General features: G+C 36.6%; 25 protein-coding genes. 24 read left to right on the top strand and 1 reads right to left on the bottom strand.

Going from position 1 to position 25,317, the window contains the following annotated elements:
- Positions 1 to 2: 2 nt before the first annotated feature.
- The 13 genes from ureC to ACVBAX_RS21105 all read left to right on the top strand — a co-directional run bounded on the left by ureC (position 3) and on the right by ACVBAX_RS21105 (position 11,402).
- A complete protein-coding gene (gene ureC, locus ACVBAX_RS21165; RefSeq protein ID WP_447118732.1) occupies positions 3 to 1,712 on the top strand; it encodes an urease subunit alpha in 1,710 nt (569 codons plus the stop codon).
- Between the two features lie 10 nt (positions 1,713 to 1,722).
- The gene (ureE, locus tag ACVBAX_RS21160) at positions 1,723 to 2,169 is read left to right on the top strand and encodes an urease accessory protein UreE (RefSeq protein WP_447118731.1); all 447 of its coding nucleotides are present in this window, start codon (positions 1,723 to 1,725) and stop codon (positions 2,167 to 2,169) included.
- Positions 2,162 to 2,851, top strand: coding sequence for an urease accessory protein UreF (locus ACVBAX_RS21155; protein WP_447118730.1), 690 nt, complete (start codon positions 2,162 to 2,164; stop codon positions 2,849 to 2,851). The genes ureE and ACVBAX_RS21155 overlap by 8 nt, the downstream gene beginning before the upstream one ends.
- Positions 2,852 to 2,877: 26 nt before the next feature.
- Complete coding sequence (gene ureG, locus ACVBAX_RS21150) at positions 2,878 to 3,492, top strand: urease accessory protein UreG (RefSeq protein ID WP_447118729.1); 615 nt, start codon at positions 2,878 to 2,880, stop codon at positions 3,490 to 3,492.
- Complete coding sequence (locus ACVBAX_RS21145; protein WP_447118728.1) at positions 3,489 to 4,304, top strand: urease accessory protein UreD; 816 nt, start codon at positions 3,489 to 3,491, stop codon at positions 4,302 to 4,304. Before ureG ends, ACVBAX_RS21145 begins: the two co-directional genes overlap by 4 nt.
- A 27-nt stretch (positions 4,305 to 4,331) precedes the next feature.
- Positions 4,332 to 4,994 (top strand): urease accessory protein UreH domain-containing protein, encoded by a 663-nt coding sequence (locus ACVBAX_RS21140; RefSeq protein WP_447118727.1) that lies wholly within the window; start codon positions 4,332 to 4,334, stop codon positions 4,992 to 4,994.
- A gap of 185 nt (positions 4,995 to 5,179) precedes the next feature.
- Positions 5,180 to 6,448 carry an urea ABC transporter substrate-binding protein gene (gene urtA / locus ACVBAX_RS21135; protein ID WP_447118726.1) on the top strand — a complete coding sequence of 423 codons (1,269 nt, stop codon included), beginning with the start codon at positions 5,180 to 5,182 and terminating at the stop codon, positions 6,446 to 6,448.
- 160 nt (positions 6,449 to 6,608) lie between these two features.
- Positions 6,609 to 7,514 (top strand): urea ABC transporter permease subunit UrtB, encoded by a 906-nt coding sequence (urtB, locus tag ACVBAX_RS21130; protein WP_447118725.1) that lies wholly within the window; start codon positions 6,609 to 6,611, stop codon positions 7,512 to 7,514.
- 20 nt (positions 7,515 to 7,534) lie between these two features.
- Positions 7,535 to 8,626 (top strand): urea ABC transporter permease subunit UrtC, encoded by a 1,092-nt coding sequence (gene urtC, locus ACVBAX_RS21125; protein ID WP_447118724.1) that lies wholly within the window; start codon positions 7,535 to 7,537, stop codon positions 8,624 to 8,626.
- A complete protein-coding gene (gene urtD, locus ACVBAX_RS21120) occupies positions 8,580 to 9,335 on the top strand; it encodes an urea ABC transporter ATP-binding protein UrtD (protein WP_447118723.1) in 756 nt (251 codons plus the stop codon). The genes urtC and urtD overlap by 47 nt, the downstream gene beginning before the upstream one ends.
- A gap of 4 nt (positions 9,336 to 9,339) precedes the next feature.
- Positions 9,340 to 10,038 (top strand): urea ABC transporter ATP-binding subunit UrtE, encoded by a 699-nt coding sequence (urtE, locus tag ACVBAX_RS21115; protein ID WP_447118722.1) that lies wholly within the window; start codon positions 9,340 to 9,342, stop codon positions 10,036 to 10,038.
- Positions 10,039 to 10,444: 406 nt separating this feature from the next.
- The gene (locus tag ACVBAX_RS21110; protein ID WP_447118721.1) at positions 10,445 to 11,098 is read left to right on the top strand and encodes a hypothetical protein; all 654 of its coding nucleotides are present in this window, start codon (positions 10,445 to 10,447) and stop codon (positions 11,096 to 11,098) included.
- The gene (locus tag ACVBAX_RS21105) at positions 11,088 to 11,402 is read left to right on the top strand and encodes a hypothetical protein (protein WP_447118720.1); all 315 of its coding nucleotides are present in this window, start codon (positions 11,088 to 11,090) and stop codon (positions 11,400 to 11,402) included. Before ACVBAX_RS21110 ends, ACVBAX_RS21105 begins: the two co-directional genes overlap by 11 nt.
- A gap of 532 nt (positions 11,403 to 11,934) precedes the next feature.
- Here ACVBAX_RS21105 and ACVBAX_RS21100 read toward each other — a convergent pair.
- Entirely contained in the window at positions 11,935 to 12,123 is a 189-nt protein-coding gene (locus tag ACVBAX_RS21100) for a hypothetical protein (protein ID WP_447118719.1), read from the bottom strand.
- A 685-nt stretch (positions 12,124 to 12,808) separates the two neighbouring features.
- On the opposite strand from ACVBAX_RS21100, the gene ACVBAX_RS21095 reads away from it, so the two are divergent.
- The 11 genes from ACVBAX_RS21095 (at position 12,809) to hxlA (ending at position 25,317) form a co-directional block, all read left to right on the top strand.
- Complete coding sequence (locus tag ACVBAX_RS21095; RefSeq protein ID WP_447118718.1) at positions 12,809 to 13,840, top strand: autoinducer 2 ABC transporter substrate-binding protein; 1,032 nt, start codon at positions 12,809 to 12,811, stop codon at positions 13,838 to 13,840.
- Positions 13,830 to 15,668, top strand: coding sequence for a sensor histidine kinase (locus tag ACVBAX_RS21090; protein WP_447118717.1), 1,839 nt, complete (start codon positions 13,830 to 13,832; stop codon positions 15,666 to 15,668). The genes ACVBAX_RS21095 and ACVBAX_RS21090 overlap by 11 nt, the downstream gene beginning before the upstream one ends.
- A complete protein-coding gene (locus ACVBAX_RS21085; RefSeq protein WP_447118716.1) occupies positions 15,655 to 17,304 on the top strand; it encodes a response regulator transcription factor in 1,650 nt (549 codons plus the stop codon). Before ACVBAX_RS21090 ends, ACVBAX_RS21085 begins: the two co-directional genes overlap by 14 nt.
- A 229-nt stretch (positions 17,305 to 17,533) precedes the next feature.
- Positions 17,534 to 18,091: a 6-phospho-3-hexuloisomerase gene (gene hxlB / locus ACVBAX_RS21080; protein ID WP_447118715.1), complete on the top strand. Its 558-nt coding sequence runs from the start codon at positions 17,534 to 17,536 to the stop codon at positions 18,089 to 18,091.
- 75 nt (positions 18,092 to 18,166) lie between these two features.
- Positions 18,167 to 19,255 (top strand): substrate-binding domain-containing protein, encoded by a 1,089-nt coding sequence (locus ACVBAX_RS21075; protein ID WP_447118714.1) that lies wholly within the window; start codon positions 18,167 to 18,169, stop codon positions 19,253 to 19,255.
- A gap of 139 nt (positions 19,256 to 19,394) precedes the next feature.
- Entirely contained in the window at positions 19,395 to 20,873 is a 1,479-nt protein-coding gene (locus tag ACVBAX_RS21070; protein ID WP_447118713.1) for a sugar ABC transporter ATP-binding protein, read from the top strand.
- A 21-nt stretch (positions 20,874 to 20,894) separates the two neighbouring features.
- On the top strand, positions 20,895 to 21,932 hold the full coding sequence (locus tag ACVBAX_RS21065; protein WP_447118755.1) for an ABC transporter permease: 1,038 nt from the start codon (positions 20,895 to 20,897) through the stop codon (positions 21,930 to 21,932).
- On the top strand, positions 21,933 to 22,991 hold the full coding sequence (locus ACVBAX_RS21060) for an ABC transporter permease (protein ID WP_447118712.1): 1,059 nt from the start codon (positions 21,933 to 21,935) through the stop codon (positions 22,989 to 22,991).
- A 16-nt stretch (positions 22,992 to 23,007) separates the two neighbouring features.
- Entirely contained in the window at positions 23,008 to 23,943 is a 936-nt protein-coding gene (locus ACVBAX_RS21055) for a ribokinase (protein ID WP_447118711.1), read from the top strand.
- A gap of 31 nt (positions 23,944 to 23,974) precedes the next feature.
- Positions 23,975 to 24,646, top strand: coding sequence for a ribulose-phosphate 3-epimerase (gene rpe / locus ACVBAX_RS21050; RefSeq protein WP_447118710.1), 672 nt, complete (start codon positions 23,975 to 23,977; stop codon positions 24,644 to 24,646).
- 44 nt (positions 24,647 to 24,690) lie between these two features.
- Complete coding sequence (gene hxlA / locus ACVBAX_RS21045; RefSeq protein WP_447118709.1) at positions 24,691 to 25,317, top strand: 3-hexulose-6-phosphate synthase; 627 nt, start codon at positions 24,691 to 24,693, stop codon at positions 25,315 to 25,317.

Genomic DNA, 25,317 nt, shown 5'->3' with positions numbered 1-25,317 from the left:
TAATGAGCTTTAAAATGTCCAGAAAGCAGTATGCTGATATGTTTGGTCCAACAGTTGGGGATGCCGTCCGTTTGGCAGATACCGAACTATTTATTGAGATAGAAAAAGATTATACAACATATGGAGACGAAGTGAAGTTTGGCGGTGGCAAGGTGATCCGGGACGGAATGGGGCAGCATCCTTTAGCAACTAGAGCGGAGAGTGTCGATTTAGTTTTCACCAATGCCATTATTCTCGATTATACAGGCATTTATAAAGCTGATATTGGTGTAAAGGATGGGTATATTGCTGCTATCGGTAAAGCGGGAAACCCATTATTGATGGACAATGTTGATATTGTTATTGGTGCTTCTACTGAAGTAATCGCTGCAGAGGGAAAAATAGTAACTGCGGGTGGAATTGATGCTCATATTCATTTCATTGCTCCTGGACAGATTGAAACGGCCCTTTCCTCTGGGATTACGACCATGTTAGGTGGAGGTACAGGTCCTGCAACAGGAACAAATGCAACAACTTGTACACCGGGGCCATGGAATATTCATGGGATGCTTCTTGCTGCAGAAGAATACCCTATGAATCTAGGATTCTTAGGCAAGGGGAATTCTTCAGATGAAAAACCTCTTATTGAACAGATAGAAGCAGGAGCTATTGGCTTAAAGCTTCATGAAGATTGGGGAACAACTGCCGCAACGATTGATACTAGTTTAAAAGTAGCGGATCAATTTGATATTCAAGTTGCTATCCACACAGATACCTTAAATGAAGGAGGGTTTGTGGAAGATACCTTAGCTGCTATTGATGGCCGAGTTATCCATACATACCATACTGAGGGTGCTGGAGGTGGGCATGCTCCTGATATTATTAAAGCAGCTGGATACTCTAATATTCTTCCTTCCTCTACAAATCCAACCCGTCCATTTACAGTAAACACACTTGAAGAACACCTAGATATGCTGATGGTTTGTCATCACTTGGATCCGAGTGTACCGGAGGATGTTGCTTTTGCGGATTCAAGAATTAGAAAGGAAACCATTGCAGCTGAAGATATATTACATGACCTAGGTGTGTTCAGTATGATTTCATCAGACTCCCAGGCAATGGGACGTGTGGGTGAGGTGATTTCCCGTACATGGCAAACAGCCGATAAAATGAAGAAGCAACGAGGCAAGCTGCAAGAGGATCTCTCAGTAGGAGATAACTTTCGGGTAAAAAGATATATTGCTAAATACACCATTAACCCTGCGATTGTACATGGTATTTCAGAATATGTGGGATCTGTGGAGGTTGGTAAATTTGCAGATTTAGTTTTGTGGGACCCAGCCTTTTTTGGGGTGAAACCAGATCTTATTCTAAAAGGTGGGATGATTGCTCATAGTATAATGGGTGATCTAAACGCGAGTATTCCTACACCTCAGCCTGTCTTATATCGCCCGATGTTTGCAAGTCACGGAAGCTTGAAATATCGAACATCCATCACGTTCGTTTCTAAGGCTGCATACGAAGATGGTGTTCATAAGAAGTTAGGACTTCAAAAAGAAATTAAGTGTGTTTCAGGAATCCGGAACATATCAAAAAAATCAATGGTTTTTAATGATGCAACACCAAATATTGAAGTTGATCCGCAAACATACGAAGTTCGTGTGGATGGGGAATTGATTACATGTGAACCAGCTGAGGTTGTTCCAATGGCCCAGCGTTATTTCTTATTTTGAGGTGGATAAAATGATCATTGAAAAAGTGCTAGGTAATGTATCGACAATTGATAAAAGAACTCCACATGTTGAACGTGTTTATTTGGAAAGTGATTTACTGGTCAAAAGAATCCAGCGGGTTATTACAGACCATGGGAGAGAAATTGGAATCCGTCTAAAGGATCATAAAGATTTGGTTGATGGAGATATTCTTCATATGGATGAAAAAAATATGATTGTTATTTCGGTGAAAGAGGATGATGTGTTAGTAATCATGCCAACTTCGATTGGACAAATGGGTGATATTGCACATCAGTTAGGAAATCGCCATCTTCCAGCCCAATTTGAAGGTGATGAAATGTTGGTTCAGTATGATTACCTTGTCGAGGAATTACTTAATCAGGTAAAGGTGCCTTATAAACGAGAAAATAGAAAAGTAGGTCAGGCGTTTCGTCATATAGGACATAGTCATGGATAATGATTTAATGCCTTTACTACAATTATGTGATTCTAATTTTCCTTCTGGGGCATTTTCGCACTCATTTGGTTTAGAAACATATATCCAAGAACAAGTGATTGTAGATAAGGAAAGCTTTAAAACTGCCATTTCTGCCTTCGTTGATAAACAATTAGTCTTTTCAGATGGACTTGCTTGTAGACTATCATATGAAATCTTGGAATCTAGCAGAGGTATGAATGAGCTACTCGAAATTGATCGTCTATTGTATGTGTCGAGTCTTGCGAAGGAAACAAGAGAGGGTAATCGCAGAATTGGGGAACGAATGGCGAAGTTGTGTATGGAATTATACTCTTCAACTACCTTAGGGGAATATCTCCATTTTATAAAAAATAAACAGGGCTACGGTCATTCGGCACTTGTGTTTGCTTTTGTTGCACATCACTTGCAGATTGATAAGGAGAAAATTCTTTCAGCCTACCTATTTGCCTCTGTGTCATCACTTATTCAAAATGCCGTTCGAGGCGTGCCACTAGGTCAAACAGATGGTCAAAAGCTGTTGATCGAAATGCAGGTGAAGATTCACGAGGCCATAAATAGAATTATGAAGTTAACAAAGGATGATTTAGGTGCGGTAAGTCCAGGCTTGGAAATTGCGCAAATGCGTCATGAGAGGCTACCTGTACGATTATTTATGTCTTAATTAAGCGTTATGAAGGAGAGATGAAGATGGAACCGATACGAATTGGAGTTGGTGGTCCTGTTGGGGCCGGTAAAACAATGCTAGTCGAAAAATTAACGCGAGCATTGAATGAAGAGCTGAGCATGGCGGTTGTGACAAATGATATTTATACAAAAGAAGATGCGAATTTTTTAATTAAAAACGGAGTATTGCCTGAGGACCGTGTGATTGGTGTGGAAACTGGCGGATGCCCTCATACAGCTATTCGTGAGGATGCATCTATGAACTTTGCGGCCATTGATGAGCTAACAGAACTGCATTCGGATTTAGAATTGATTTTTGTGGAAAGTGGTGGAGATAATTTAGCTGCAACCTTTAGTCCAGAGTTGGTCGACTTCTCCATATATATCATAGATGTTGCTCAAGGGGAAAAAATCCCTAGAAAAGGTGGGCAGGGGATGATTAAATCAGATCTATTTATTATAAATAAGATTGATTTAGCTCCATATGTGGGGGCGAGTCTAGAGATTATGGAAAGTGATACGATTGCAGCGAGAGGGGAAAAGGCATATATTTTCACGAATTTGAAGGATGGTACGGGTTTAGATCAGGTTGTTGATTGGATTAAAAAGAATGCGTTATTAATGGGATTGGGTTCATGAGCTACACAGGAGTTTTAGATCTTATCGCCTCTAAAAAGAATGAAAAAACGATAATTTCTTCGTGCTATTATGAGGGAGCCTTAAAAATAGCACGTCCAATCTATCTAGAGGGAGATTCCCCTTCTATCTATCTCATTCATGTGGGTGGAGGGTATGTTAATGGAGATTCTTATTTCACTCAAATACAGGTAGATGACAGTGCTCATCTCCTAGTTACTACACAATCGTCAACAAAGGTTTATAAAACTCCTACAGAACCTGTACGTCAGCAAACAAAAATTAAACTAGGGTCTGGGAGTGTACTAGAGTACATTCCAGATCCGTTGATTGCATATGAAGACGCTCGATTTATACAAGAAACCGAGGTTGAAATAGAACATGATTCGTGTTTTTTTTATAGCGATATCATTACTCCTGGCTGGGCAAAAGATGGGAGTTTTTTTAAATATGAATGGATTCGATCTAAACTTAAGATTTTTAAAGACGGACAGCTAATGTTATTTGATCATCTTTTTTTAGAACCTGATCATCAAATGAACGGAATCATGCAAATGGAAGGGTATACCCATATGGGTACATTTATTCTTATTCATGAGCAGGTGAATAAAAAGTTTTTAGATAAGCTTTATTCTTATCTTATTGAAAACTTTCCCGATGTTCATTTAGGATTATCAGCATTACCAGATCAAGGGGGTATTCTGCGATTATTGGCCAATCATTCTGGAATCATTGAAGCAATCATAGCAGAAGCCCAGACATATAGCAGGCGCGTGTTATTAAATAAAGAATCTATTCTTTGGCGGAAATATTAAAATAGGTCTTTTTATTGGGGGATTATTATGGAAGATGTAGGATTGTTATCTATTTTGTGGATTGGCTTATTTCTTGGTATAAAGCATGCGATTGAGCCGGATCACGTGATTGCTGTGTCTACGATTGCGAGTCAAAGTCAAAAGCTTATAAGCTCGTCTTTAACAGGAGTATTTTGGGGGATTGGTCACACGGCGACATTATTTATTGTAGGGATTACGATTATTCTACTAAAGGGGGAGATTCCGGAAGTATGGGCGATGTCACTAGAATTTTTGGTTGGGATCATGCTTGTCTACTTCGGGGTAGCATCCTTTAAGGCTAAAAAACATAAGGATCACGAAGGGGTAATGAAAAAACAAGGAAACAAAGAAGTTTCTTATGGCAAGTCGTTATTTATGGGGGTTATTCATGGTTTAGCAGGAAGTTCTGCTATGATTATTTTAACGATGAGTACAGTAAGCTCGATTTGGGAAGGTGCCATTTATATTGGGATTTTTGGTGTAGGAACAGTTGTAGGGATGCTATGCTTTACTACCATTCTTGGAATTCCGTTTATTTTATCTTCAAGGAAGGTCGCTATCAATAGGCGATTTATTCAGGCTACAGGAATTATAAGTGCCGCATTTGGGGTTTATTATATGTATAATCTAGGAATCTCGGAAGGTTTGTTTAAGTTATGGATTTCTTAAGATTGAGCTTAATAGGTTGTAAAAGAAAGCACTTGTTGTCTAATTAGGCATCAAGTGCTTTTTTGTTTTTTTTGGAAAAATCAAAAACTATGTCATATTACCTTACATGGTAATGGCGCACCATTTGTAAGGTTGATATCATTGAATTGTCAGAAAATTTTACATATAAAAACGGGGGTTAAAAAATGAAAGTAAAACAGTTTTATCTTTTTTTACTAATGGTAGCTTTTACAACGATTATTGCAGCGTGTTCAGGAAGTAATGGTGCATCCACCCCGGAAGAGGGCAGCTCTGGATCAACAGAAGGTACTTCTGATTCTGAAGAAGATGTGATTGAAGTAGGAATCTTGCATTCTTTAAGTGGAACCATGGCGATCAGTGAAACATCTGTACATGATGCAGAATTATTAGCAATAAAAGAAATTAATGCAAACGGAGGCGTTTTAGGTAAGCAAATTAAGCCAGTTATTGAGGATGGCGCATCAGATTGGCCTACATTTGCAGAGAAAGCGAAGAAATTATTACAGCAGGATAAGGTTGCAACCATTTTTGGTGGCTGGACGTCTGCGAGTCGTAAAGCCATGCTTCCAGTGGTAGAAGAAAGTAATGGGTTACTATGGTACCCAGTTCAATATGAGGGGATGGAGAGCTCTCCAAACATTTTTTACACAGGTGCAGCGCCAAACCAACAAATTGTTCCTGCTGTTGATTGGTTACTAGAAAATCGTGGTACGAAGTTTTACTTATTAGGATCAGATTATGTATTCCCAAGAACAGCAAATGCAGCAATTAAAGCACAACTTGAAGATGCGGATGCAGATTTAGTTGGTGAGGAATATACACCATTAGGGCATACAGACTATAACACAGTCATTGCGAAAATAAAAAGTGAAAAACCAGATGTCATTTTCAATACGTTAAATGGTGATAGTAATGTGGCGTTTTTCAAACAATTAAAGGATGCAGGTATTACGTCAGAAGATATTACTGTGCTTTCAGTTAGTGTAGCTGAAGAAGAAGTCCGAGGGATTGGTGCAGATGTAATTGCAGGTCATTTAACGAGTTGGAACTACTATCAAACGACTGAAACTCCTGAAAACAGTGAATTTGTCGCAGCCTACAAAGCAGCTTATGGAGAAGATCGTGTAACAGCAGATCCAATTGAAGCAGGTTATTTTGGTGTTTATTTATGGGCTGCTGCAGTAGAAAAAGCTGGAACAACAGATGTGGATGCTGTAAAAGAAGCGGCTAAGGAATTAGAATTCCAGGCACCAGGTGGTCTTGTAAAGGTTGACGGGGAAAACCAGCATGTTTATAAGACAGTAAGGATTGGTGAAGTACAGGCAGATGGACAAATTAAAGAGCTATGGAATTCAGGTGAACCAGTAAAACCAGATCCATTCCTAAAGGAATTTGATTGGGCAAGCGGGTTAGCTGAAAGCTTAGGTCAATAATCATTTTATTAATGGCTTTTTTTCTAAAGATTGATATTTTTTAAGATTTGAAAACACCTTTATAACTAAATTAGATAGAGGTTTGAATAGCCTCTATCTACTTTTTTTCCATTAGTAGAAATTACAACTATCAAAACGTTTTGTAGAAAGGAGCAAGGATATGAGTGGTACAATATTAACCCTTTTCAATGGATTAAGCCTTGGTTCCATTTTATTATTAATTGCTCTAGGCCTTGCTGTTACCTTTGGCTTGATGAAGGTTATTAACATGGCTCATGGAGAGTTAATTATGATTGGGGCATATGTAACATATGTGATTCAATCCCTTTTTTTAAAGTATGTCCCTGAATCATATTTTGATCTTTACTTTTTGTTATCCATTCCTATCGCCTTTTTCATTGCTGCAGGATTTGGCATTTTACTAGAGGTATCGTTGATTCGATTTTTATATAAACGTCCTTTAGATAGCTTACTGGCAACATATGGTATTGGTTTAATGCTCCAACAATTAGCAAGATCGATCTTTGGTGCGCCTAATGTTGGTGTACAGAGTCCCAGCTTTTTAAATGGAGGACTCACGATAGGTACGCTTGTTTTACCATACTCACGACTTTTTATTTTAAGTCTTTCTATTTTATGTCTTGTTGCTATTTTCCTTTATTTTTATCGGACCACTAATGGTAGAAGAGTTCGTGCTGTTATGCAAAATAGACAAATGGCAGAATGCTTAGGTGTTCAAACAAGAAGGGTCGATTTAGGGACCTTTGCGATTGGCTCAGGCTTTGCTGGCATTGCAGGCTGTGCCTTAACCTTATTAGGGCCCATTGGTCCAACAATTGGGACTTATTATATTATCGATGCATTTATGGTAGTAGTCGTTGGCGGAGTTGGTGCGCTTGTAGGAGCAGTGGTTGGTGCATTTGGAATTGGATTTTTCAATACCGTCTTTGAATTTTTCACTTCAGCTACAATCGGGAAAGTACTGGTATTTATGCTAATTATCGCATTTTTACAGTGGAGGCCTTCTGGACTTGTAAGTTCTCGATCAAGAGCACTTGACGAATAGAGATAAGGAGCGGTGACTTTATGGGGAAAATAATGAATCAATCGATATTTAATCAAAAAAATCTTCTATTGTTAGGTTTTATCGTGTTACTAATAGCGCCCTTATTTCTAACAGATTTCCGGCTGAATCTTCTCGGTAAATACTTAGCTTTTGCTATTTTAGTCATTGGTTTGGACTTGTTATGGGGTTATACAGGTGTACTGAGTTTGGGACACGGGATTTTCTTTGGAATTGGTGCGTATGCAATGGGGATGTATTTAAAGTTAGAGGCCTCCGGTACTACTAAACTTCCTGATTTTATGGCGTGGAGTGGTGTGCAAGAGCTTCCTTTCATTTGGGTACCGTTTCAAAATCCAATTCTAGCAATCCTATTAGGAATATTCATTCCCTTAGTAATTGCATTACTACTTGGACTGTTAACGTTCCGTAATCGTATTAATGGAGTTTATTTCACTATCTTATCTCAAGCATTAGTCGTAGTTGTGGTCACTCTTTTTGTAGGGCAACAAGGTTTAACGGGTGGAACAAATGGCTTGACGAGTTTTAGTACCATTTTTGGATTTTCATTAGCATCGACAACCACACAGACTGTTATTTACCTCATTACAGCTGCTGTTCTGGCAATGGTTTATTTTGCTAGTAAAGTGCTGATTAACGGACGCTTAGGACAGGTGTTAATCGGTATTCGAGATGGGGAAAATCGCCTTCGGTTTTTAGGATATGATCCTGCCATCTTCAAAACCTTTATTTATGCTTTATCGGCTGGAATTGCGGGATTAGCTGGGATGTTATTTGTTCTTCAGGTAGGGATTATTTCACCAACCATGATGGGAATTATTCCTTCTATTGAAATGGTGTTATGGGTAGCATTAGGGGGACGAGGTACACTGATTGGTCCGGTGCTAGGAGCGATTTTAGTAAACTGGGCAAAAACAACCTTCAGTGAGTCCTACCCAGATATTTGGTTATATTTCTTAGGACTTATGTTCGTGATTGTCGTTGTGTTTTTACCAGACGGTTTGATGGGACTATTTAAGAAATTCCAAAAAAGGTGGAGTGGTTTACATGATAAACAACCAAACAGTGCTAGAGTCGAAAAAAATTACAGTTGAATTTAGTGGATTTAAAGCCATTAGGAATTTGGATTTTAAGGTAACAAATAATAAAGTTCATTTCTTGATTGGACCAAATGGGGCAGGGAAGACAACTTTATTAGATGTTATTTGTGGAAAAACGCAAGTGAGTCAAGGGAAGGTTATGTATATGGAGGATCAAAATCTAGTGAAACTAAAGGATTTTAAAATCGTCCATATAGGAATATCTCGAAAGTTCCAAACTCCTTCTATTTTTCAAAACTTAACTGTGTATGAAAATTTAATCATTGCCCTAAAGCAGGATAAGGGACTTTGGGCAACCATAACAGCAAAAGTAACAAAAAAACAACAAAAAGATATAGAGGAGATGCTTCATTTAACCGGGTTACTAGATGAAAAGGATCAGCAAGCAGGAGCTCTCTCACATGGGCAAAAGCAATGGTTAGAAATTGCGATGGTTTTATTACAGGATCCAGGTCTAGTGTTATTAGATGAACCTATTGCAGGAATGTCTAAAGTTGAAAGGCTGAAGACAGGAGAAATGATACGTGAAATCGCAAAGGATCGGACCGTATTAATTGTTGAGCATGATATGGATTTTGTAAAAGAGTATGCAGATATCGTGACGGTGATGCATGAAGGCCAGTTACTTTGTCAAGGTTCCATGGAAGAGATTCAAAATGATCCTCGGGTTCGTGAAGTATACCTTGGACGAAAGGAGGATTAATCTAATGCTAGAACTGGAAAATTTAGAGGTTGGTTACGGTGAAAGCATGGTGGTAAGGAATATACAGCTGAAGGTAAAGGAAAGCCAAGTGGTTTGTATAATGGGACGAAATGGGGTTGGGAAAACCACATTATTAAAAGCCATTATGGGAATTTTATCACCGAAAAGTGGCAGTATTGTTTTTAAAAATGATAATATTACAAAAAAAAGTCCTTCGTATCGTGCAATAAAGGGGATTGGTTATGTTCCACAAGGCAGAGAGATTTTTCCGAAGCTTACGGTTTATGAAAATTTATTAATCGGTCTAGAAGCAAGTGGTGGGCCAAAGAAGAACTCCATTCGAGAGGATATCTATGAATATTTTCCAATCTTAAAGGAATTTAAGAATCGAAATGGTGGGGACTTAAGTGGAGGTCAACAGCAGCAGCTAGCCATTGCAAGAGCCTTGGTTTCTAACCCATCTTTCTTGCTATTAGATGAACCAACAGAAGGAATTCAGCCAAACATTGTTGCAGATATTCAAAGAGTTATTCGGGATATTAAAGAAAAAAGTAAGACATCCATGATCTTAGTAGAACAAAATTTAGATTATGCGAAAAGTGTAGCAGATTACATCTATGTCGTTGATCACGGATCAATCGTGTATGAGAGCTCGGTAGATGAGATACAGGATGAAGACGTATATCAGTACTTGAGTGTGTAAGAAGGTGAAGAGGTTCATTTATAATTTTGAAAGAAACTTTGAAAAACGGAATCACCTACAGACTTATGTGCTGAGGTGATTTTTTCTTTTTTCAAAATAAACTCATAAAAATAGACAAAATGTTAGGCGGAAATTGAAAATTGGCATCCTAGATGTACACCTATAATTCCACCATATAGTTTGGTGATGGCGCTAATGCAACGGAAGTTCTCATAAGTTGACTAAACTTATGAGAAGCTTCCTTTTTTGTCTTTTACGAGATATAAGGTACTAATTAAGCTTATTGTGTTAATTTTGCTTAAGGTGTTTGTTAAATTCTAGAAATTTAAACGAAACTTACTTATGATTAAATCGTATATATAAGGTGATAAAGAGAATAAACATGATTTGGAAAGGGGAGAGGGGCATGGAATTTTTTATTGGGTTTATGATGATCGGCCTTTTTTTACTGATAGGAAGTACGTTGTTTTCTAGTGGAAAGAAAAAATCCTTAAGGAATGACCCAATCCCAGAACAGCTAGGTGTAGAGGTAGTTGAAGGACTTCCGATTGTAAAAAAGCTGGACCAATCTTTGCCCAACTTTTATATGGACAATGTGAAAAACCGTGTCTTACAGAACCATCCGAAATGGAAGGATCATGAATTCGATTGGGGGATGTTTGAGTTAAAGCGGTATTTCTTGATGAATAGTCTATTAAAAACAGTCCCGATGTTTAGCCATCATGTAGATGAAATTTGGCATGAGATGTTAATGTTTACAAGGGATTATGAGAAGTTTTCAAAGGACTTTTACAATGATACATTGCACCATACACCTAATATGGATAGCACACCGATCCCGGGAGAACGAGCTTTCTTTGACTGGGTTTATATAAGTCTATTTGAAGTAACCACGAACAGTAGAGCTATCTGGGGTAGTTTTTTACAGAACCCTATTAAGCGTGAGATTTTAGATGATTTCCTCCTACTGCCTGAAGAGGAGTTACTATCAAAATATTTTAGAAAAAATGAAGATTGGTTGGATGTTAAAAGATATTTAGTCCGTAAAAATGAAAAGTGAGATTGGTGAGGCTGAAAAGCAATACACAGAATCTAAGGAGTTTGCTCCACATCCCTCAACTAGTAACGCCCACATTTATTCATTGGCAGCGGGGGCAGCTGTCTATTATTCATTATACGATGAAGAAGAATTTCATGAGCAGATGAGCGAAGTTGTCCCTGAAGAGTACCAAAAAGCTGCACCTTTTAGTGGAGGCTCTTCTTGTTCAGGTTTTGCTTGTAGTAGTGATTCACATGATTCAGGTGGCGGTGGTGATTCAGGAGGTTCCAGCTGCTCTAGTTGTGGAGGTGGCTGCAGTAGTTAATTGATAAAAAGAAAACAAATGATAACCTGAAATTAATTTTAAGAGAAAAGGCCTCTTCCAGATAGTAACTGGGAAGTGGTCTTTTTTGTAATTTTCTTCTAATGTTGAAAAATAAATGGTTTGAAAAAAGAAAATAAGTAATTTAATAATAAGCGGAGATTTTTCGGTTATACTGCAGCATAGGGCTCTGTTCAGGGGAAATAAGCGGAGGTTTTCCGATTAAGCAGAGCAAAGTTACCTATTTTCACGTTTCAGGAGCCAATAGACGGAATCTTTCCGTCTATTTAAGCTATAATTAGTGCTATTTTCTAATTTAAGAGGAATTTCTCCGCTTAATTATCAAAACCTCCAGAAGGGTCCGCTTTTTAATGGTTCTTAAAATATGGAATATTAATATTTGGTAAAAAATATATAAAACAAAACGTGTAGAAGTATGTTTACACTAATCATGTTAATCCAATTTATTGAGTATTTATTATTTTAGGTTGAACCATCCCCATAGCAACTATATTCCAAAATATTTATTATCACGTCATCTTCTTTTGCTAGTAATATCTCTTCCTTCTAACTTCGGGTTCTCTTTTCTAGCCCATAGAATAACGATAACTATGTCTAATATGGCTCCTAGGGAAACTGCAATAATCGCGAATTCATCTGAAACAGTAAATAATATTTGCTTTGGTTCTTTATTCTTTTCTTCGACTTTGCGTTCATGCTTCATTAGCTCATCTTTAATGTAGTATTAGATTCAGTAATCTTAATTGGTGATGTTGTTTTATCGAAATCTACAAATGCTACTGTACTAATCAAAGATACCATCAATAAAACATATCCAGTGAAAAACCAAATTGTCATTTTAGTTGATTTTCGCATATTAGATCCACCTGCCTTGCAAGGATTCTCTAAAATTTTTAACTATATTTTACCATATGATGATATAAATCCTTGTATTTACCCTTAACAGTTAAAAATTCATATAGAAAATAATAAAAAAATAGCACCCTTAATCTCACGATGACATATCTATTGTCAGTATGCAATTTAGAGTGCTATTTACTTAGTCATTTAAAGTCAATTTTTTTAAAAAGATTGTTATATGTTCGTAGTCAAAGAAAACTACTGGGCAATATTGCTTCTATAGATGATGTTCTTTCTGAATTATCTTGTTATACTGTACATGTACAATAAAAACCAAGAGAGAAAACCTGATAAAACGTTTTGGCTATATAAAAGAATTACGTTTAGTAGGTTTTTAAAAGTATATTTAATTATTCTTAAGATATATCATTGCTTGCTGAACAAGTTAATTAACACTATTTTGTAAACGGTTACTAACTATATTTAATAAGAGTTCATTTATACATCCTAAATCAATGTTATTAACTAATGTAGCAAGGGGGATAAATATGTACAGGTTTTTTATCACTTTATTCATAGTTATGATAAGTGCTGGGTGTAGCCCGAAGGCACAATATGAGGTCATTTATAGTAATCCTAGTAAACTATTGGAAGTGGAAGAAAAAAGTGAACAACTGGATTCCTATACCATAGGGATAGTTTCTAAGATTAGTGGAATTTCATATTTTGATGCTGTTCAAGAAGGAGTAAAGGAAGCTGCAGATGACTTAGGGATAGAAGTGATCTTTAGGGCACCTAGTGATGCTACATGGGAAGGACAGGTGAAAATAATAGAAGAAATGATACGGAGTAGAGTGGATGTTATTGCTATCGCAGCTAATGATCCGCAAAAAGTTGGTCCTATCCTACAAAAGGCCAAAGATCAAGGTATCAGAGTAATTACTTGGGATTCGGATACTAATCCGGAATTCAGAGAGTTTTATATCAATATGCTTGATCCTGAAACGTTAGGCCGTCATCTAATGGATTCATTGGCTCTAAGGACAGGAGAGTCAGGTAATTATATTATTTTGACAGGATCGGAAAGTTCAGCGAATTTAAATGATTGGATTAAGTGGATAAAGATTCAAAATGAGGAATATTATCCAAATCTAAAATTATTAGATGTTATTGCGACTGATGAAAATTATGATAAGGCTTACACTACCTCGATGCAGGTCATAGAAAATTATCCTGATTTAGCTGGAATCCTTGCAATCTCAACAATTAATCCCCCAGCTTCAGCACAAGCTGTTAAAACGAATAATAAAAACGGAGAAATTGTTATCATTGGAACAACAACTCCTAATTTAATTAGAGAAGACATCAAAGATGGAACGGTTCAAGTTAATACACTATGGAGCCCACAAAAACTAGGATACTTAACTGTTAGTTTAGCAAACGACCTTTTTGACAATAGGCTTCCTTATGATGGGCAAGCTATTTCAAAAGTAGGAACAATTAAAGTGACTGGAGATATGGTAATTATGGGACTACCAATAGATTTTACAAAGGAAAATATTGATCAATATGATTTCTAATCTGTTAAAGAATGTTAAGTTTAAAAATTTCCATTTATCTACTAAGTTAATCATCACGTATATTTTGTTAACCGTTCTGCCTATGGCTTTGTTAGGTTACTTTGCTTATGTCCAATATACAAAGTCTATTGAGGAACAAATAGGGGAATATATCCCCAGACTATTACATCAATCGAGTGAAAATATCGAAAATAATTTCAAGGAATTAGTTGCCCTGCCCGAATTAATTTACAACTCAGAAAATGTAATGGCCATATTAAGAAAAGAAAAATATGAGAGTCTTGCAGAGTTAAATAGAGATGACTATATTTTAAAAAGTTTCTTTTCAAGGACATTTTTAAATAATAATAGCTCTGAAATTTTAGGGGTTTTCTTGGTATCAAATAACCATGTTTTTGAAAATTCTCGTACTTCTTATAAAGGCTTTGATTTAAAAGATCTTGATAAAAATGAGGGCATTGTCTTTGGGAATGAGATGCAAATTCTACTACCATATCAAAGTAAGTTAGTCTTTGAAGGGAATCCTCCATATTTTTTACTTAAGAAAAATATTATAGACTTTGATAATCGAAAGACGATAGGGACTTTGTTCATTGCTGTTGAGACTTCTTTTATCGAAAGGGTATTCAATAATTTAGATCACGAGGATAAAGCTGATATTTGGCTCATGAACAGAGAGGGTAAAATTATTTATCATACGGATTCAAATAAAATAGGTAGCATGTATAGAGGGGTTAAGGATTTTCCAACTTTAAGTGGGAGCTTTCATTCTTCTAGTGACAGTACATTAATAAGTGTGGACGAAGCATCAAACATGGGCTGGATCCTTGTTCACAGTATCCCGACTAAGTTTCTAACCGAGAGAACAGACACTGTTACAAATGTCATTGTTTTATTTTTCATTGTCCTAGTTCTATTAGGTACATTGATTTCAATATATTTAGCTTTAACTGTAACAAGACCTATTAAAACCTTAGGAAGCCTGATGAAAGAGGTTGAAAAAGGAAATTTTGAAGTTCAAATTCCAATTGACTCTAAAGATGAAGTTGGCTTTCTAGCCCGAAGCTTTCATTCTATGATTACACAATTAAGGGAGCTTATCCGAAAAAACTATCAAAATGAACTTAGACAAAAGAATGCAGAGCTCTACGCACTGCAATCTCAAATTAATCCTCATTTTATGTACAATACGTTAGAAACAATTGGTATGGCAGTAGAGGAAGGAGATTCAGAAATAGTCGTTGACATGGTTACGATTCTAGGGAGAATGCTGCGCTTTTCGTTAAGCAATAAGGACCGACTAATTCCTATTTCAAAAGAGGTTATGCATGTTCGTGATTATTTAAGTATTCAAAGCTTTAGATTTGAGGACCGCCTTTCTTTTCACATTAACGAAACAATAGATTGTGAATATTACTACACACCGAAATTTATTTTGCAACCAATTGTTGAAAATGCGATAAAGTACGGGTTAGAAAAAAGAAGGGAACTGACAATTAATATTGACGTAATAAAGGACGTTAATGAATTAGGAGAAGAAGATATTTTGTTTGCCATTCGTGATAACGGACCGGGTATCGATAGTGAAAGAATGCAAAGGATTCATAAGTTATTGGAATCCGATCCAATTGTAAATCGTGACTCTGGCTTTGGAATTACCAATGTTCATGCAAGGGTTGCTACGATGTTTGGACATAAATATGGTATCAGCATTAAGAGCACTTCGGATAAGAGTACTGAAGTTATCATTCGTACAAAGTTAATTGATGTCAGTGAAGTTACAAAGTATGTCAATAGCAGGGAGGTTTTTGGAGATGATAACTATTAAGACTGTTATTGTTGATGATGAAGCACGAATTCGTCGAGGAATTGAGCGGTTAGTGAAGTCCTTTGGAGATGAATGGGAAATTATTGGCACATATTCAGACGGGAAAGAAGCCTATGAGACAATCATCAATAATCATATTAATGTAGATCTTGTTATTACAGATGTGAAAATGCCTGAAATGGATGGTTTATCTTTAGTTAGGAATTTAAAGAAAACACATTCCTTTTTTGCATTTTTCATTAGTGGATTTGATGACTTCCAATACTTACAAAGCGCAATTCGTGAAGGTGCAATTAACTATATCTTGAAGCCTATAGACCGTGAACAGTTTCGGTCCGAATTACAGGAAGTAAAAGAAAAGGTAATGAAAAAAAGAATTGAACAACAGGATTTGAAAGAGGTGTACGAAAAAGCTTCGCAATTAAAGTACATAAAGCAGGTACGGTTACTAAGTGAGATGACTTGGATGGAAGATAAAGATGTCTCCATGCTGAATTGGGTTGAGGAATTTCCAATAGGTAATTATGCGTTGGCATATATTAGTATTGATCAAGTGTCAACGAAGACAAAAGAAGTGGAATCAAGGGAATGGGAAGTTTGGAATTTTGCTATTGAAAATATTTTAGAAGAGACATTAAAAAAAATTTTTTATAACGATAAAGTATGGAGTTGGTGGTGGAGAAACGGAAAATTTAATTATTGGGTGCTGCTTAATGAACAATCCAAAATAGATAGTAATTCTTTAACATCTGTAACAGACCAATTTATTAGAAACCTACAACAAAATATAAGAGACTATACTCCTTATACAGCTTCCGTATCGATTGGAAATGAGTTTCAGGACATCATGGAACTACCAAATTATAAAAATAAATTATTGTCTCTATTACAGTTTCGAATTATTCAAGGCGGAAACAATATTTTTAAATATGATTTAATCAAAAATGAGTTAGAACAAAAACCAAAAGGGATTTCTTCTGGTACTTATATGCGTACCCAACAAATCATGTTTAAGCTTGAACAAAAAGATGAAGAAAAAGTATTGGAGAGTTTACAAGCCTATTTTAATGAGATTGAAACGTTATCTTCACCTGGATTGGTGGAAGAGGCGATTAACTATTTATTTATCAAAATAGTTAATATGTGGATGGATAACGATGGTTATTGTATAGATCCTTATTTATTAGATGAAGCAATGCAAATTACAAAACAAGCCACTAGTTTTAATCAACTAAAAGATCGTACAAAGTATTGGATATTAAGCATGATGAAAAAAATTCAATCTTTGAAGGAGAATCAGCCTGACTCTATACAGCAAGCTAAACAATGGATTAATGCTAATCTTGGAGAGAATATTACTGTTAAAAGAATTGCAGAATATGTATATATGAATCCCACTTATTTTTGTGAATACTTTAAGAATATGACAGGTGTAACCGTGCTTGATTATGTCACAAAAAAACGTCTAGAGAAGGCAAAGGAATTATTAGAGGTTCCAGATATAAAAATTTATGACATCTCAAGTTCAGTAGGGTATCATGATGCAAAATATTTTAGCCAATTATTCAAGAAGTGGCAAGGGTATTCACCTTCTCAGTATCGGGATAACTTTCTCAAACGTTCATCCCTAGAATAAATAAAATATTATAATAGTAGGTCGATCTCGGCCATAGTAAAGAGAGTGATTTCAAAAGGCATAATAAACCTTTTGAAATCACTCTTTTTATTTTCATTTATTTTTAGCATTACCGAATAATGTCCGACCAACCTGAATTTTATCTCCTACAAGAGTTGCCTAATAACCTATATAGTACTAAGTATCAGAAATACTTAATTATTTTTGGAGAGTGAGGAGGGTGGTAAACATGTTAAAAACCAAATTGGAAGCAGTTGCATTAGAACTTACATCAGTAATTGAAAGGATTGATCAATCGCAATTCGAAGAAGTGACTAATTATATTGTGAATGCACCTCGCATTTATGTGAAGGGTGTAGGTAGATCGGGTTTTATGATGGAAGCGTTTGCGATGAGGTTGATGCACTTAGGTTTTAATGTTCATATAATTGGAAACGCTACCACTCCAGGCGCGAGTAAAGGTGATCTACTAATAGTAGGAACTGGTTCTGGTGAAACAGGTAGTTTGATTACATATGCAACCAAAGCTAAGAAGCTTGGCCTAAAAATGATAACGCTAACAAGTTTTGTAGACTCTACATTAGGAGATATGGCGGATGCAGTACTACAAATTTCCACACCAACACCGAAATCTACTAAAACTAGTGAAGTTACCTCTGTTCAGCCAATGGGTACACTTTTTGAACAGTCTTTATTGATTTGCTTGGATCTTTTGATTCTAGATCTTATGGAGTCACAATCAGCTAGTGCAGACCAAATGTTTGGTAACCATGCAAATCTTGAATAGGGCCTTAACAGGCGGTTGTGATTCCTTTTCACAACTGAATAAATATATAAAACATAAAATAGGAGGGGTTAAAGCATGAAGAAAAAGTTTTTTGTATTATTCTTAGTTGTCGCAATGGTTCTATCTCTAGTAGCTTGTTCTACAGAAAGTGGAGGTTCAAGTGAAGCTGATTCAGGAGGATCTGCAAATGAGGACCTTTTAAATCCAGCAAACTATAAATCTGATAAAGATAAATCTGAATGGACAATTGGTGTTGTAACAAAAGATAATACTGCAGCTTGGTTCAAGCGAATGGAAGTTGGAGTTAATGAATATGGCGAAGAAATGAATATCAATGTTATTCAAAAAGGACCAGCTAACGCTGATGCTGCATCACAAGTACAAGTAATTGAAGACTTGATTGCTCAAGGTGTGGATGCACTCGCAGTAGTACCTATTGATCCGGGTGCAATCGAAGCTTCTTTACAAAATGCTTTATCTCAAGGTATTGCGGTAGTAACTCACGAAGCGTCTAACCAAAAGAATACTTTATTTGATATCGAAGCCTTCACTTCAGAGGATTTTGGTGCAAGTATCATGGATTCACTTTCCGCAGCAATGGGTGAAAAGGGTAAATATGCCACGATGGTAGGATACACTACAAGTACAACTCACATGGAATACGCTGAAGCTCAAAAAGCCCGTCAAGAAGAAGCTTATCCAGAAATGGAATTAATTAATGGTGGAGAAGTTCCAAGTGCTGAATCAGAAGAAAGCGTTGACGTAGCATATGAAAAAGCAAAAGAACTATTAAAAGCGTACCCAGATTTGAAAGGGTTTACAGGGGTTGCGTCTACGGACAGCCCTGGAATTGCAAACGCTGTTGAAGAACTTGGTTTATCTGGAAAAGTTAGTATTGTGGGTGTAGGTACACCTAACGAATTCTCTGATTATATCAAAGCTGGAACAATTAATGAGCTTTTATTATGGGATCCAAAAGATGCTGGTTACGCAATGGTTTCAGTAGCTGCCAAGATCTTGGCTGGTGAAGAAATTACTGAAGGCTCAGATCTAGGAGTAACTGGTTATGAAAAGGTTCAAATTCTAGAGGGAACAAATAAAACAATTATTGGAAATGCTCCTTTAAAAATTGACGCAAGCAACATTGACGAATACGATTTCTAGAATTTAAATTGCAAAAACCTTAACTAAAGACTAGAAATACCGTATCGCATTATTCTCAATAGAAGGAAAATGATACGGTATTTCTTTTATTAATATCGTTAAGAAACAGAATCTAGGATCAGGTCTGAGGAGGGTTACAATGTCTGAAAATATTATATCTGTAAAAGGAATACATAAATATTTTGGAGGGGTCCATGCCTTAAAAGGTGTTGACTTACATATTAAAAAAGGCGAGGTTCACTGTTTAGCTGGTGAAAACGGCTGTGGGAAATCAACAATTATTAAGGTGATATCTGGTGTTCACAAGCCAGACGGTGGCGATATAGAGGTGAACGGTAAAAAGTATGAATTTATGACACCAACGGAATCAATTAAGCAAGGGATTCAAATCATATACCAAGATTTTTCTGTATTCCCCAACCTTACTGTTATCGAAAATTTAGCTTTCAATAAAGTATTAGCAAATAAAAAGAAATTCGTGAATCGAAAAGAGTTTAGAAGAATTGCAGAAGAGGCCATAAGTAAGATTGACTTTGATGTGGATCTTGACGCTTTGGTTGAAACACTCCCTGTTGCAGATAAGCAGTTAATCGCCATCTCGAGAGCACTATTGGATAATGCAAAGTTAATTATTATGGATGAGCCAACAACAGCATTAACCAAAAAAGAAGTAAAAAGAATGTTTGAGATTATTAACAGGTTGAAAGAAGAGGGCGTTACAATCCTTTTTGTTTCACACAAGTTGGAAGAGGTCTTCGAAATTTGTGATACTGTTACGATCTTCCGGAATGGGAAAAATGTTATCTCCTGTCCTGTATCAGAAATGGATGAAAAGAAATTTAGTTATCATATGACTGGACGGCATTTTGAAGAAGATACAGCTACCAAAACAAGAAATATCGGTGGAACAGTCTTAGAGACAAAGCAATTGTCCGCACAAGGCTTTAATGATGTGAGTTTCAAGTTGAGAAAAGGGGAAATCCTTGGGATTACGGGTCAACTTGGATCAGGCCGTACCGAATTATCTCTAGCATTGTTCGGATTATTAAAACCAGATAAAGGTGAGATTTTAATAGAAAATAAAGAAGTAGCTATTCCGAATCCGACAAAAGCGCAAGAATTAGGGGTTGCACTTGTACCAGAAGACCGATTGACAGAAGGCTTATTCTTGCCACAGTCGATAAAGAGAAATATCGCTATTACTAGATTAGATGAATTATCTAACAAATTAGGTGTAGTGGATAATGATTTGATAGATGATGAATCCGCTAAGTGGGTTCGAGATATTGGGGTCGCAACAAAAAACGATGAATTCCCTGTATCAACACTTTCAGGAGGTAATCAGCAAAAAGTGCTTCTAGCTAGATGGATTGCATCCAACCCAAAAGTTTTAATTTTAAATGGTCCAACTGTGGGTGTTGATATTGGAGCAAAACACGATATTCACAATTTGTTACGTGACCTTGCCAATAAAGGAATGGGGATCATCATTGAATCTGATGATGTATCTGAAATCGTTAGTACTTGTAATCGTGTGCTTGTCATGCAGAAGGGGCAAATAACAGCTGAAGTGAAAGAAGAGGATTTAAATGTAAAAACTTTAGCTAATTACATTTAGAAGATAGGAGTGTGAAGGTTGATGAATACATTTACATCAAAGTCAGTGAAAAAGCTAGCTACACGTCCTGAGTTTTATGTATTTATAATCATATTATTTTTGAGCCTTTTTATTCAGGCTAAGTCCGGACTTTTCTTTTCGAATAATAACATTGTTGATTTATTACGCTCGATGACGGTTCCGTTAATTTATGCTATCTGTGCTTACCTTGGCTTTGTAAGTACAGGACCTGATGTATCGTTTCCGTTAATAGCTGCTTTAAGTGGGTACTTGGCTACACAATTCGTCATTGTAACAGGGTATTCTGGTCCGATTTTTGTAGTATTTTTAGTAGCAATTTTAGGTGGTCTGATCATGGGTGCGATTAATGGCTTTATTATTGCCAAATATAATTTTCCAAGCTTGATCGTCACTTTGGGTACAACATCTATTTTTAGTGGTATTCTGCTAGGTGTTTTTGAAGCAGGACGTATTAAACTTCCAGAATCAATGATTGCCTTTGGTGAAAAGTCACTTATTGAAGTTACAAACGCGGAAACAGGATTAGGATCTTCCCTACCAATGACATTCTTAATTGCTATTGGTTTGTACATTCTAACCTACTTGTTCCTTAATTTCACCATGGCAGGACGTGGAGTTTTTGCGGTGGGTGGAGATGAAACTTCTGCAGAAAGAGCAGGTTTTAATGTAAAGAAAATTCGCTTTGGTGTATTCACTGTAAATGGTGGATTAGCGGCTATCGCAGGTGTATGTTATTCAGTTGAATCGACGTATTTCTTACCAACTGAATTTGCTGGTAAGGAAATGATTGTTATCGCAGCGGTCATACTTGGTGGCACTAGACTAATGGGTGGAGTTGGTACACTGACTGGATGTGTGTTAGGTACATTACTACTTACGATTGTTACTAATAGTTTAATTCTTATTGGGGTTCCAATTTATTGGCAAAAGTTCATCATTGGTGCAATTATCATTGTTGGTACTGCAATATCCGTTATTCAAATTTCTGAATTAAAAGGATTCAGAAGAGGTAGACGGAAAAAGGTGGGGGTGGCCTAAATGAAGACAGTTGTAAAGACAAATGAACCAGCTATTTTAAGTAACAAAAACAAATTTTCTTTCAAGAAAATGGATGGTAACATACTACGTTTATTAACCATTATGTTTACACTTTTAATAGTCGCGAGTATTACCAAACCAGATACATTTCTATCATTGGCAAACTTCCTCTCAATGGAAAAACAATTAGTAGAGTATGGATTAATGGCTATTGGTGTAGGTATTGCCATGATAGCAGGGGGAATTGATCTATCTGTTGTCTATATTGCCAACCTAAGTGCCATTGTGGCTGGACTATTTATGCAAAAGTTTGCAATAGCAATTTCCGGGCCGGAACAAATAGTGTTTATTGTATTAGGAATACTACTGGGTTTACTAACGGGAGTCATTTGTGGTCTATTTAACGGTTTCTTAATTGCAAAACTTCGAGTACCTGCGATGCTTGCAACATTAGGAACAATGCAATTGTACATGGGTATAGCAATTATTATCACAGGTGGAAGTATTGTAAGTGGATTACCACTGCCGTTTGCTCAATTAGGTCGTACAAATGTATTTGGAATTTTTACATTATCATTCATAGTTTACCTAGTTATTATGGCATTTGTTGCTTATTACATTGGTAAGACAAGATATGGATTGAAATTATATCTTTTAGGGACAAATGAAAAGGCTTCCAGATTTGCTGGTATTAAAAATAATCAAATTATCATAAGGGCTTATATGATATCAGGTGTTATTGCTGCATCTGCAGGATTATTAAGTCTTGCGCGAATTAACTCTGCAAAGGCTGACTTTGGTTCAAGCTTTGTTATGTTGACCATTTTAATAGCTGTTTTAGGTGGAATTAATCCAGATGGTGGAAGAGGTAAAATAGTTGGTATTTTCCTAGCTACCATTATCGTACAGCTTATGTCATCTTACCTGAATATGTTTCCGCAGATTAGTAACTTCTACAGAGATATGATCTGGGGTATCGCACTTATTGCAATACTTATCGTTAACTATACTTTAAATAAGAAAAGTGAAGCTAAATTAATGCGACTAACCTCGCAATAACAGGGAGGTTTTCTACTTGAAGCAGCCTAATATTTTGGTAGTTGGAAGCATGAATATGGATTTAAATATCTATGGTGTTCTAAGGATTTCTCAATTTGGAGAATCGGTAGGTTGTAATAGCTATGCATATACAACTGGTGGCAAAGGGGCTAATCAAGCATATGCAGCAGCTTTGCAGGGCGCGGTCGTGACCATGGTTGGTAGAGTTGGTAATGATCCTAATGGAAAAGCATTGATAACCGAACTAGAGAAAGTCGGTATTAACACAGAATACATTGTTTCAGACCAGGACTATCAAACGGGTTTAGCCACAATTATGGTAGATGAAAGAGGTCAATATTTCTCATATGTGACACTTGGTGCGAATAATAAATTGAGTCCTGAAGATGTCGAAAAGGCACTCGCCGAAAAGAGCTTTGATATGGTACTCATGCAATTGGAGATGCCATTAGAAACCGTATATAGAACCTATGAATTAGCTAGGGAACGAAATATTCCCGTGTTTTTAGATGCAGGTCCAGCAATGGATATACCACTTGATCGATTAAAGGGAATCAATATTATTTCCCCAAATGAGGCAGAAACAGAAGCTCTCACAGGTATAACAGTTGAAAGTGAGAAAGAAGCACTAGAAGCTGCCAAACAGTTATATGAAAGAGCCAATCCTGAGTACGTTGTATTGAAAATGGGAAGTCGGGGTGCCTATGTTTACGATGGGATGGTGGGGAAGATGTATCCAGCTTACCAAGTGAATGCGGTAGATTCAACAGGAGCAGGCGATACATTTAATGCATCGTTAGTGAACAAACTCTGCCTTGGATATAGTTTGGATGATGCAATCCAGTGCGCAGCGGCAGCGGCTGCAATTTGTGTTTCTCGAAAAGGTGCACAAGTATCGATTCCTTCAGAAAGTGAAGTGCAACAATTTTTAAAAAAACAACTAATTATATGATTCATTAAATAAATAGTATGGAGGCATCGGTATGAATAGTAAAATTGCACCTTCTTTGATGTGTGTTGATTTGTTGAATGTGGAAAGAGATATTAGGTTGCTGGAGGAAGCAAAGGTTGATTATTTACACATAGATGTAATGGATAACCATTTTGTTCCGAATATTACACTTAGTTTTGATTTTATCAAGTCTATTAAAAAGGTTACAGCTATTCCTTTAGATATTCACTTAATGATTAATAACCCCGAAGAAAGTCTTCAATACTTAGAGGGGTTAAATGCGGAGGATATTGTTTGTATTCATTACGAATCTACTATTCATATTCATCGTGCAATAGATATGATAAAGAATCTGGGAGTGAAAGTGGGTCTTGCATTAAATCCTGGAACACCTATTGGGGTAATTGAGAACCTGCTTCCTGATTTAGATATGATTCTAGTTATGACTGTAAACCCAGGATTTGCAGGCCAAAAATTAATCCCTAGCATGCTTGAAAAAATTGAAAGACTTAGAGAGTTGTTGGATGAAAAGGGGTTTGGGCATATCGCCATAGAAGTAGACGGAAACGTTAGCTTTGAACATGCGAAATTAATGCATGAAAAAGGTGCTGACATATACGTAGGTGGATCATCTAGTGTCTTCAGTAAAGAAGCATCCATTGTGGACAACTGTAAGAAGTTTAGAGCAATTATTAATTTCTAATAGAATGCTATGTTTCAAAGGAATTATATGTAAGGAGGGAAATCATGAAGCTACAACTTGCGTTAGATACGTGTAATACAGACGAAGCATTACAAATTGTAGGCGAAGTAGAAAGCTCCATTGATATCGTAGAAATAGGTACACCAATGATATTGGAATACGGCATGGAACCAGTACGAAAGGTATCTGCACAATACCCTACCAAGTGGGTAATTGCAGATACCAAAATCATGGATGCAGGTGAATTTGAAGCAGAAATTGCCTTTAATGCAGGAGCATCCATTGTTTCGGTAATGGGGATTACAAACGACGAGACTATTAAAGGTGCCGTGAAAGCTGCCAAGAAAGCAAATGGAAGAGTCTTGGCTGATATGATGTGTGTAACTAATTTGGAAGAAAGAGCAAAGGAACTAGTTGAACTTGGTGTAGATTATATCTGTGTTCATACTGCCCATGATGTTCAAGGAACACAAAGTCCATTTGCTTCGTTAGCGAGGGTTCAACGTAGTGTTGGATCGAAGAAATGTGCTATTGCAGGTGGGATTAATAAGGAATCGGTAAATAAAGTGATCGAATATAACCCTGAAGTGGTAATCGTTGGTAATGGTATTACAGGGCAAGTGGATAAAGCTGAAGTTGCTAAAACAATCAGTGACATTTTACGTGCTTAA

The organism is Robertmurraya sp. GLU-23 (assembly GCF_052983275.1).
Note: the sequence above shows the minus strand (reverse complement) of the source record. Positions and strands in the feature narration are given on the sequence as shown.

What these genes read in the sequence shown, in the direction of transcription:
- ACVBAX_RS21065 (WP_447118755.1), top strand. Translation starts at nt 20,895, where the DNA reads ATGAATACATTTACATCAAAGTCAGTGAAAAAGCTAGCTACACGTCCT.
- urtD (WP_447118723.1), top strand. Translation starts at nt 8,580, where the DNA reads ATGATAAACAACCAAACAGTGCTAGAGTCGAAAAAAATTACAGTTGAA.
- ACVBAX_RS21060 (WP_447118712.1), top strand. Translation starts at nt 21,933, where the DNA reads ATGAAGACAGTTGTAAAGACAAATGAACCAGCTATTTTAAGTAACAAA.
- ACVBAX_RS21085 (WP_447118716.1), top strand. Translation starts at nt 15,655, where the DNA reads ATGATAACTATTAAGACTGTTATTGTTGATGATGAAGCACGAATTCGT.
- ACVBAX_RS21105 (WP_447118720.1), top strand. Translation starts at nt 11,088, where the DNA reads ATGAAAAGTGAGATTGGTGAGGCTGAAAAGCAATACACAGAATCTAAG.
- ACVBAX_RS21140 (WP_447118727.1), top strand. Translation starts at nt 4,332, where the DNA reads ATGGAAGATGTAGGATTGTTATCTATTTTGTGGATTGGCTTATTTCTT.
- ACVBAX_RS21110 (WP_447118721.1), top strand. Translation starts at nt 10,445, where the DNA reads ATGGAATTTTTTATTGGGTTTATGATGATCGGCCTTTTTTTACTGATA.
- ACVBAX_RS21070 (WP_447118713.1), top strand. Translation starts at nt 19,395, where the DNA reads ATGTCTGAAAATATTATATCTGTAAAAGGAATACATAAATATTTTGGA.
- urtB (WP_447118725.1), top strand. Translation starts at nt 6,609, where the DNA reads ATGAGTGGTACAATATTAACCCTTTTCAATGGATTAAGCCTTGGTTCC.
- ACVBAX_RS21145 (WP_447118728.1), top strand. Translation starts at nt 3,489, where the DNA reads ATGAGCTACACAGGAGTTTTAGATCTTATCGCCTCTAAAAAGAATGAA.
- urtC (WP_447118724.1), top strand. Translation starts at nt 7,535, where the DNA reads ATGGGGAAAATAATGAATCAATCGATATTTAATCAAAAAAATCTTCTA.
- urtA (WP_447118726.1), top strand. Translation starts at nt 5,180, where the DNA reads ATGAAAGTAAAACAGTTTTATCTTTTTTTACTAATGGTAGCTTTTACA.
- ACVBAX_RS21075 (WP_447118714.1), top strand. Translation starts at nt 18,167, where the DNA reads ATGAAGAAAAAGTTTTTTGTATTATTCTTAGTTGTCGCAATGGTTCTA.
- rpe (WP_447118710.1), top strand. Translation starts at nt 23,975, where the DNA reads ATGAATAGTAAAATTGCACCTTCTTTGATGTGTGTTGATTTGTTGAAT.
- ACVBAX_RS21155 (WP_447118730.1), top strand. Translation starts at nt 2,162, where the DNA reads ATGGATAATGATTTAATGCCTTTACTACAATTATGTGATTCTAATTTT.
- ureG (WP_447118729.1), top strand. Translation starts at nt 2,878, where the DNA reads ATGGAACCGATACGAATTGGAGTTGGTGGTCCTGTTGGGGCCGGTAAA.
- ACVBAX_RS21100 (WP_447118719.1), bottom strand. Translation starts at nt 12,123, where the DNA reads ATGAAGCATGAACGCAAAGTCGAAGAAAAGAATAAAGAACCAAAGCAA.
- ureC (WP_447118732.1), top strand. Translation starts at nt 3, where the DNA reads ATGAGCTTTAAAATGTCCAGAAAGCAGTATGCTGATATGTTTGGTCCA.
- hxlA (WP_447118709.1), top strand. Translation starts at nt 24,691, where the DNA reads ATGAAGCTACAACTTGCGTTAGATACGTGTAATACAGACGAAGCATTA.
- urtE (WP_447118722.1), top strand. Translation starts at nt 9,340, where the DNA reads ATGCTAGAACTGGAAAATTTAGAGGTTGGTTACGGTGAAAGCATGGTG.
- hxlB (WP_447118715.1), top strand. Translation starts at nt 17,534, where the DNA reads ATGTTAAAAACCAAATTGGAAGCAGTTGCATTAGAACTTACATCAGTA.
- ureE (WP_447118731.1), top strand. Translation starts at nt 1,723, where the DNA reads ATGATCATTGAAAAAGTGCTAGGTAATGTATCGACAATTGATAAAAGA.
- ACVBAX_RS21095 (WP_447118718.1), top strand. Translation starts at nt 12,809, where the DNA reads ATGTACAGGTTTTTTATCACTTTATTCATAGTTATGATAAGTGCTGGG.
- ACVBAX_RS21090 (WP_447118717.1), top strand. Translation starts at nt 13,830, where the DNA reads ATGATTTCTAATCTGTTAAAGAATGTTAAGTTTAAAAATTTCCATTTA.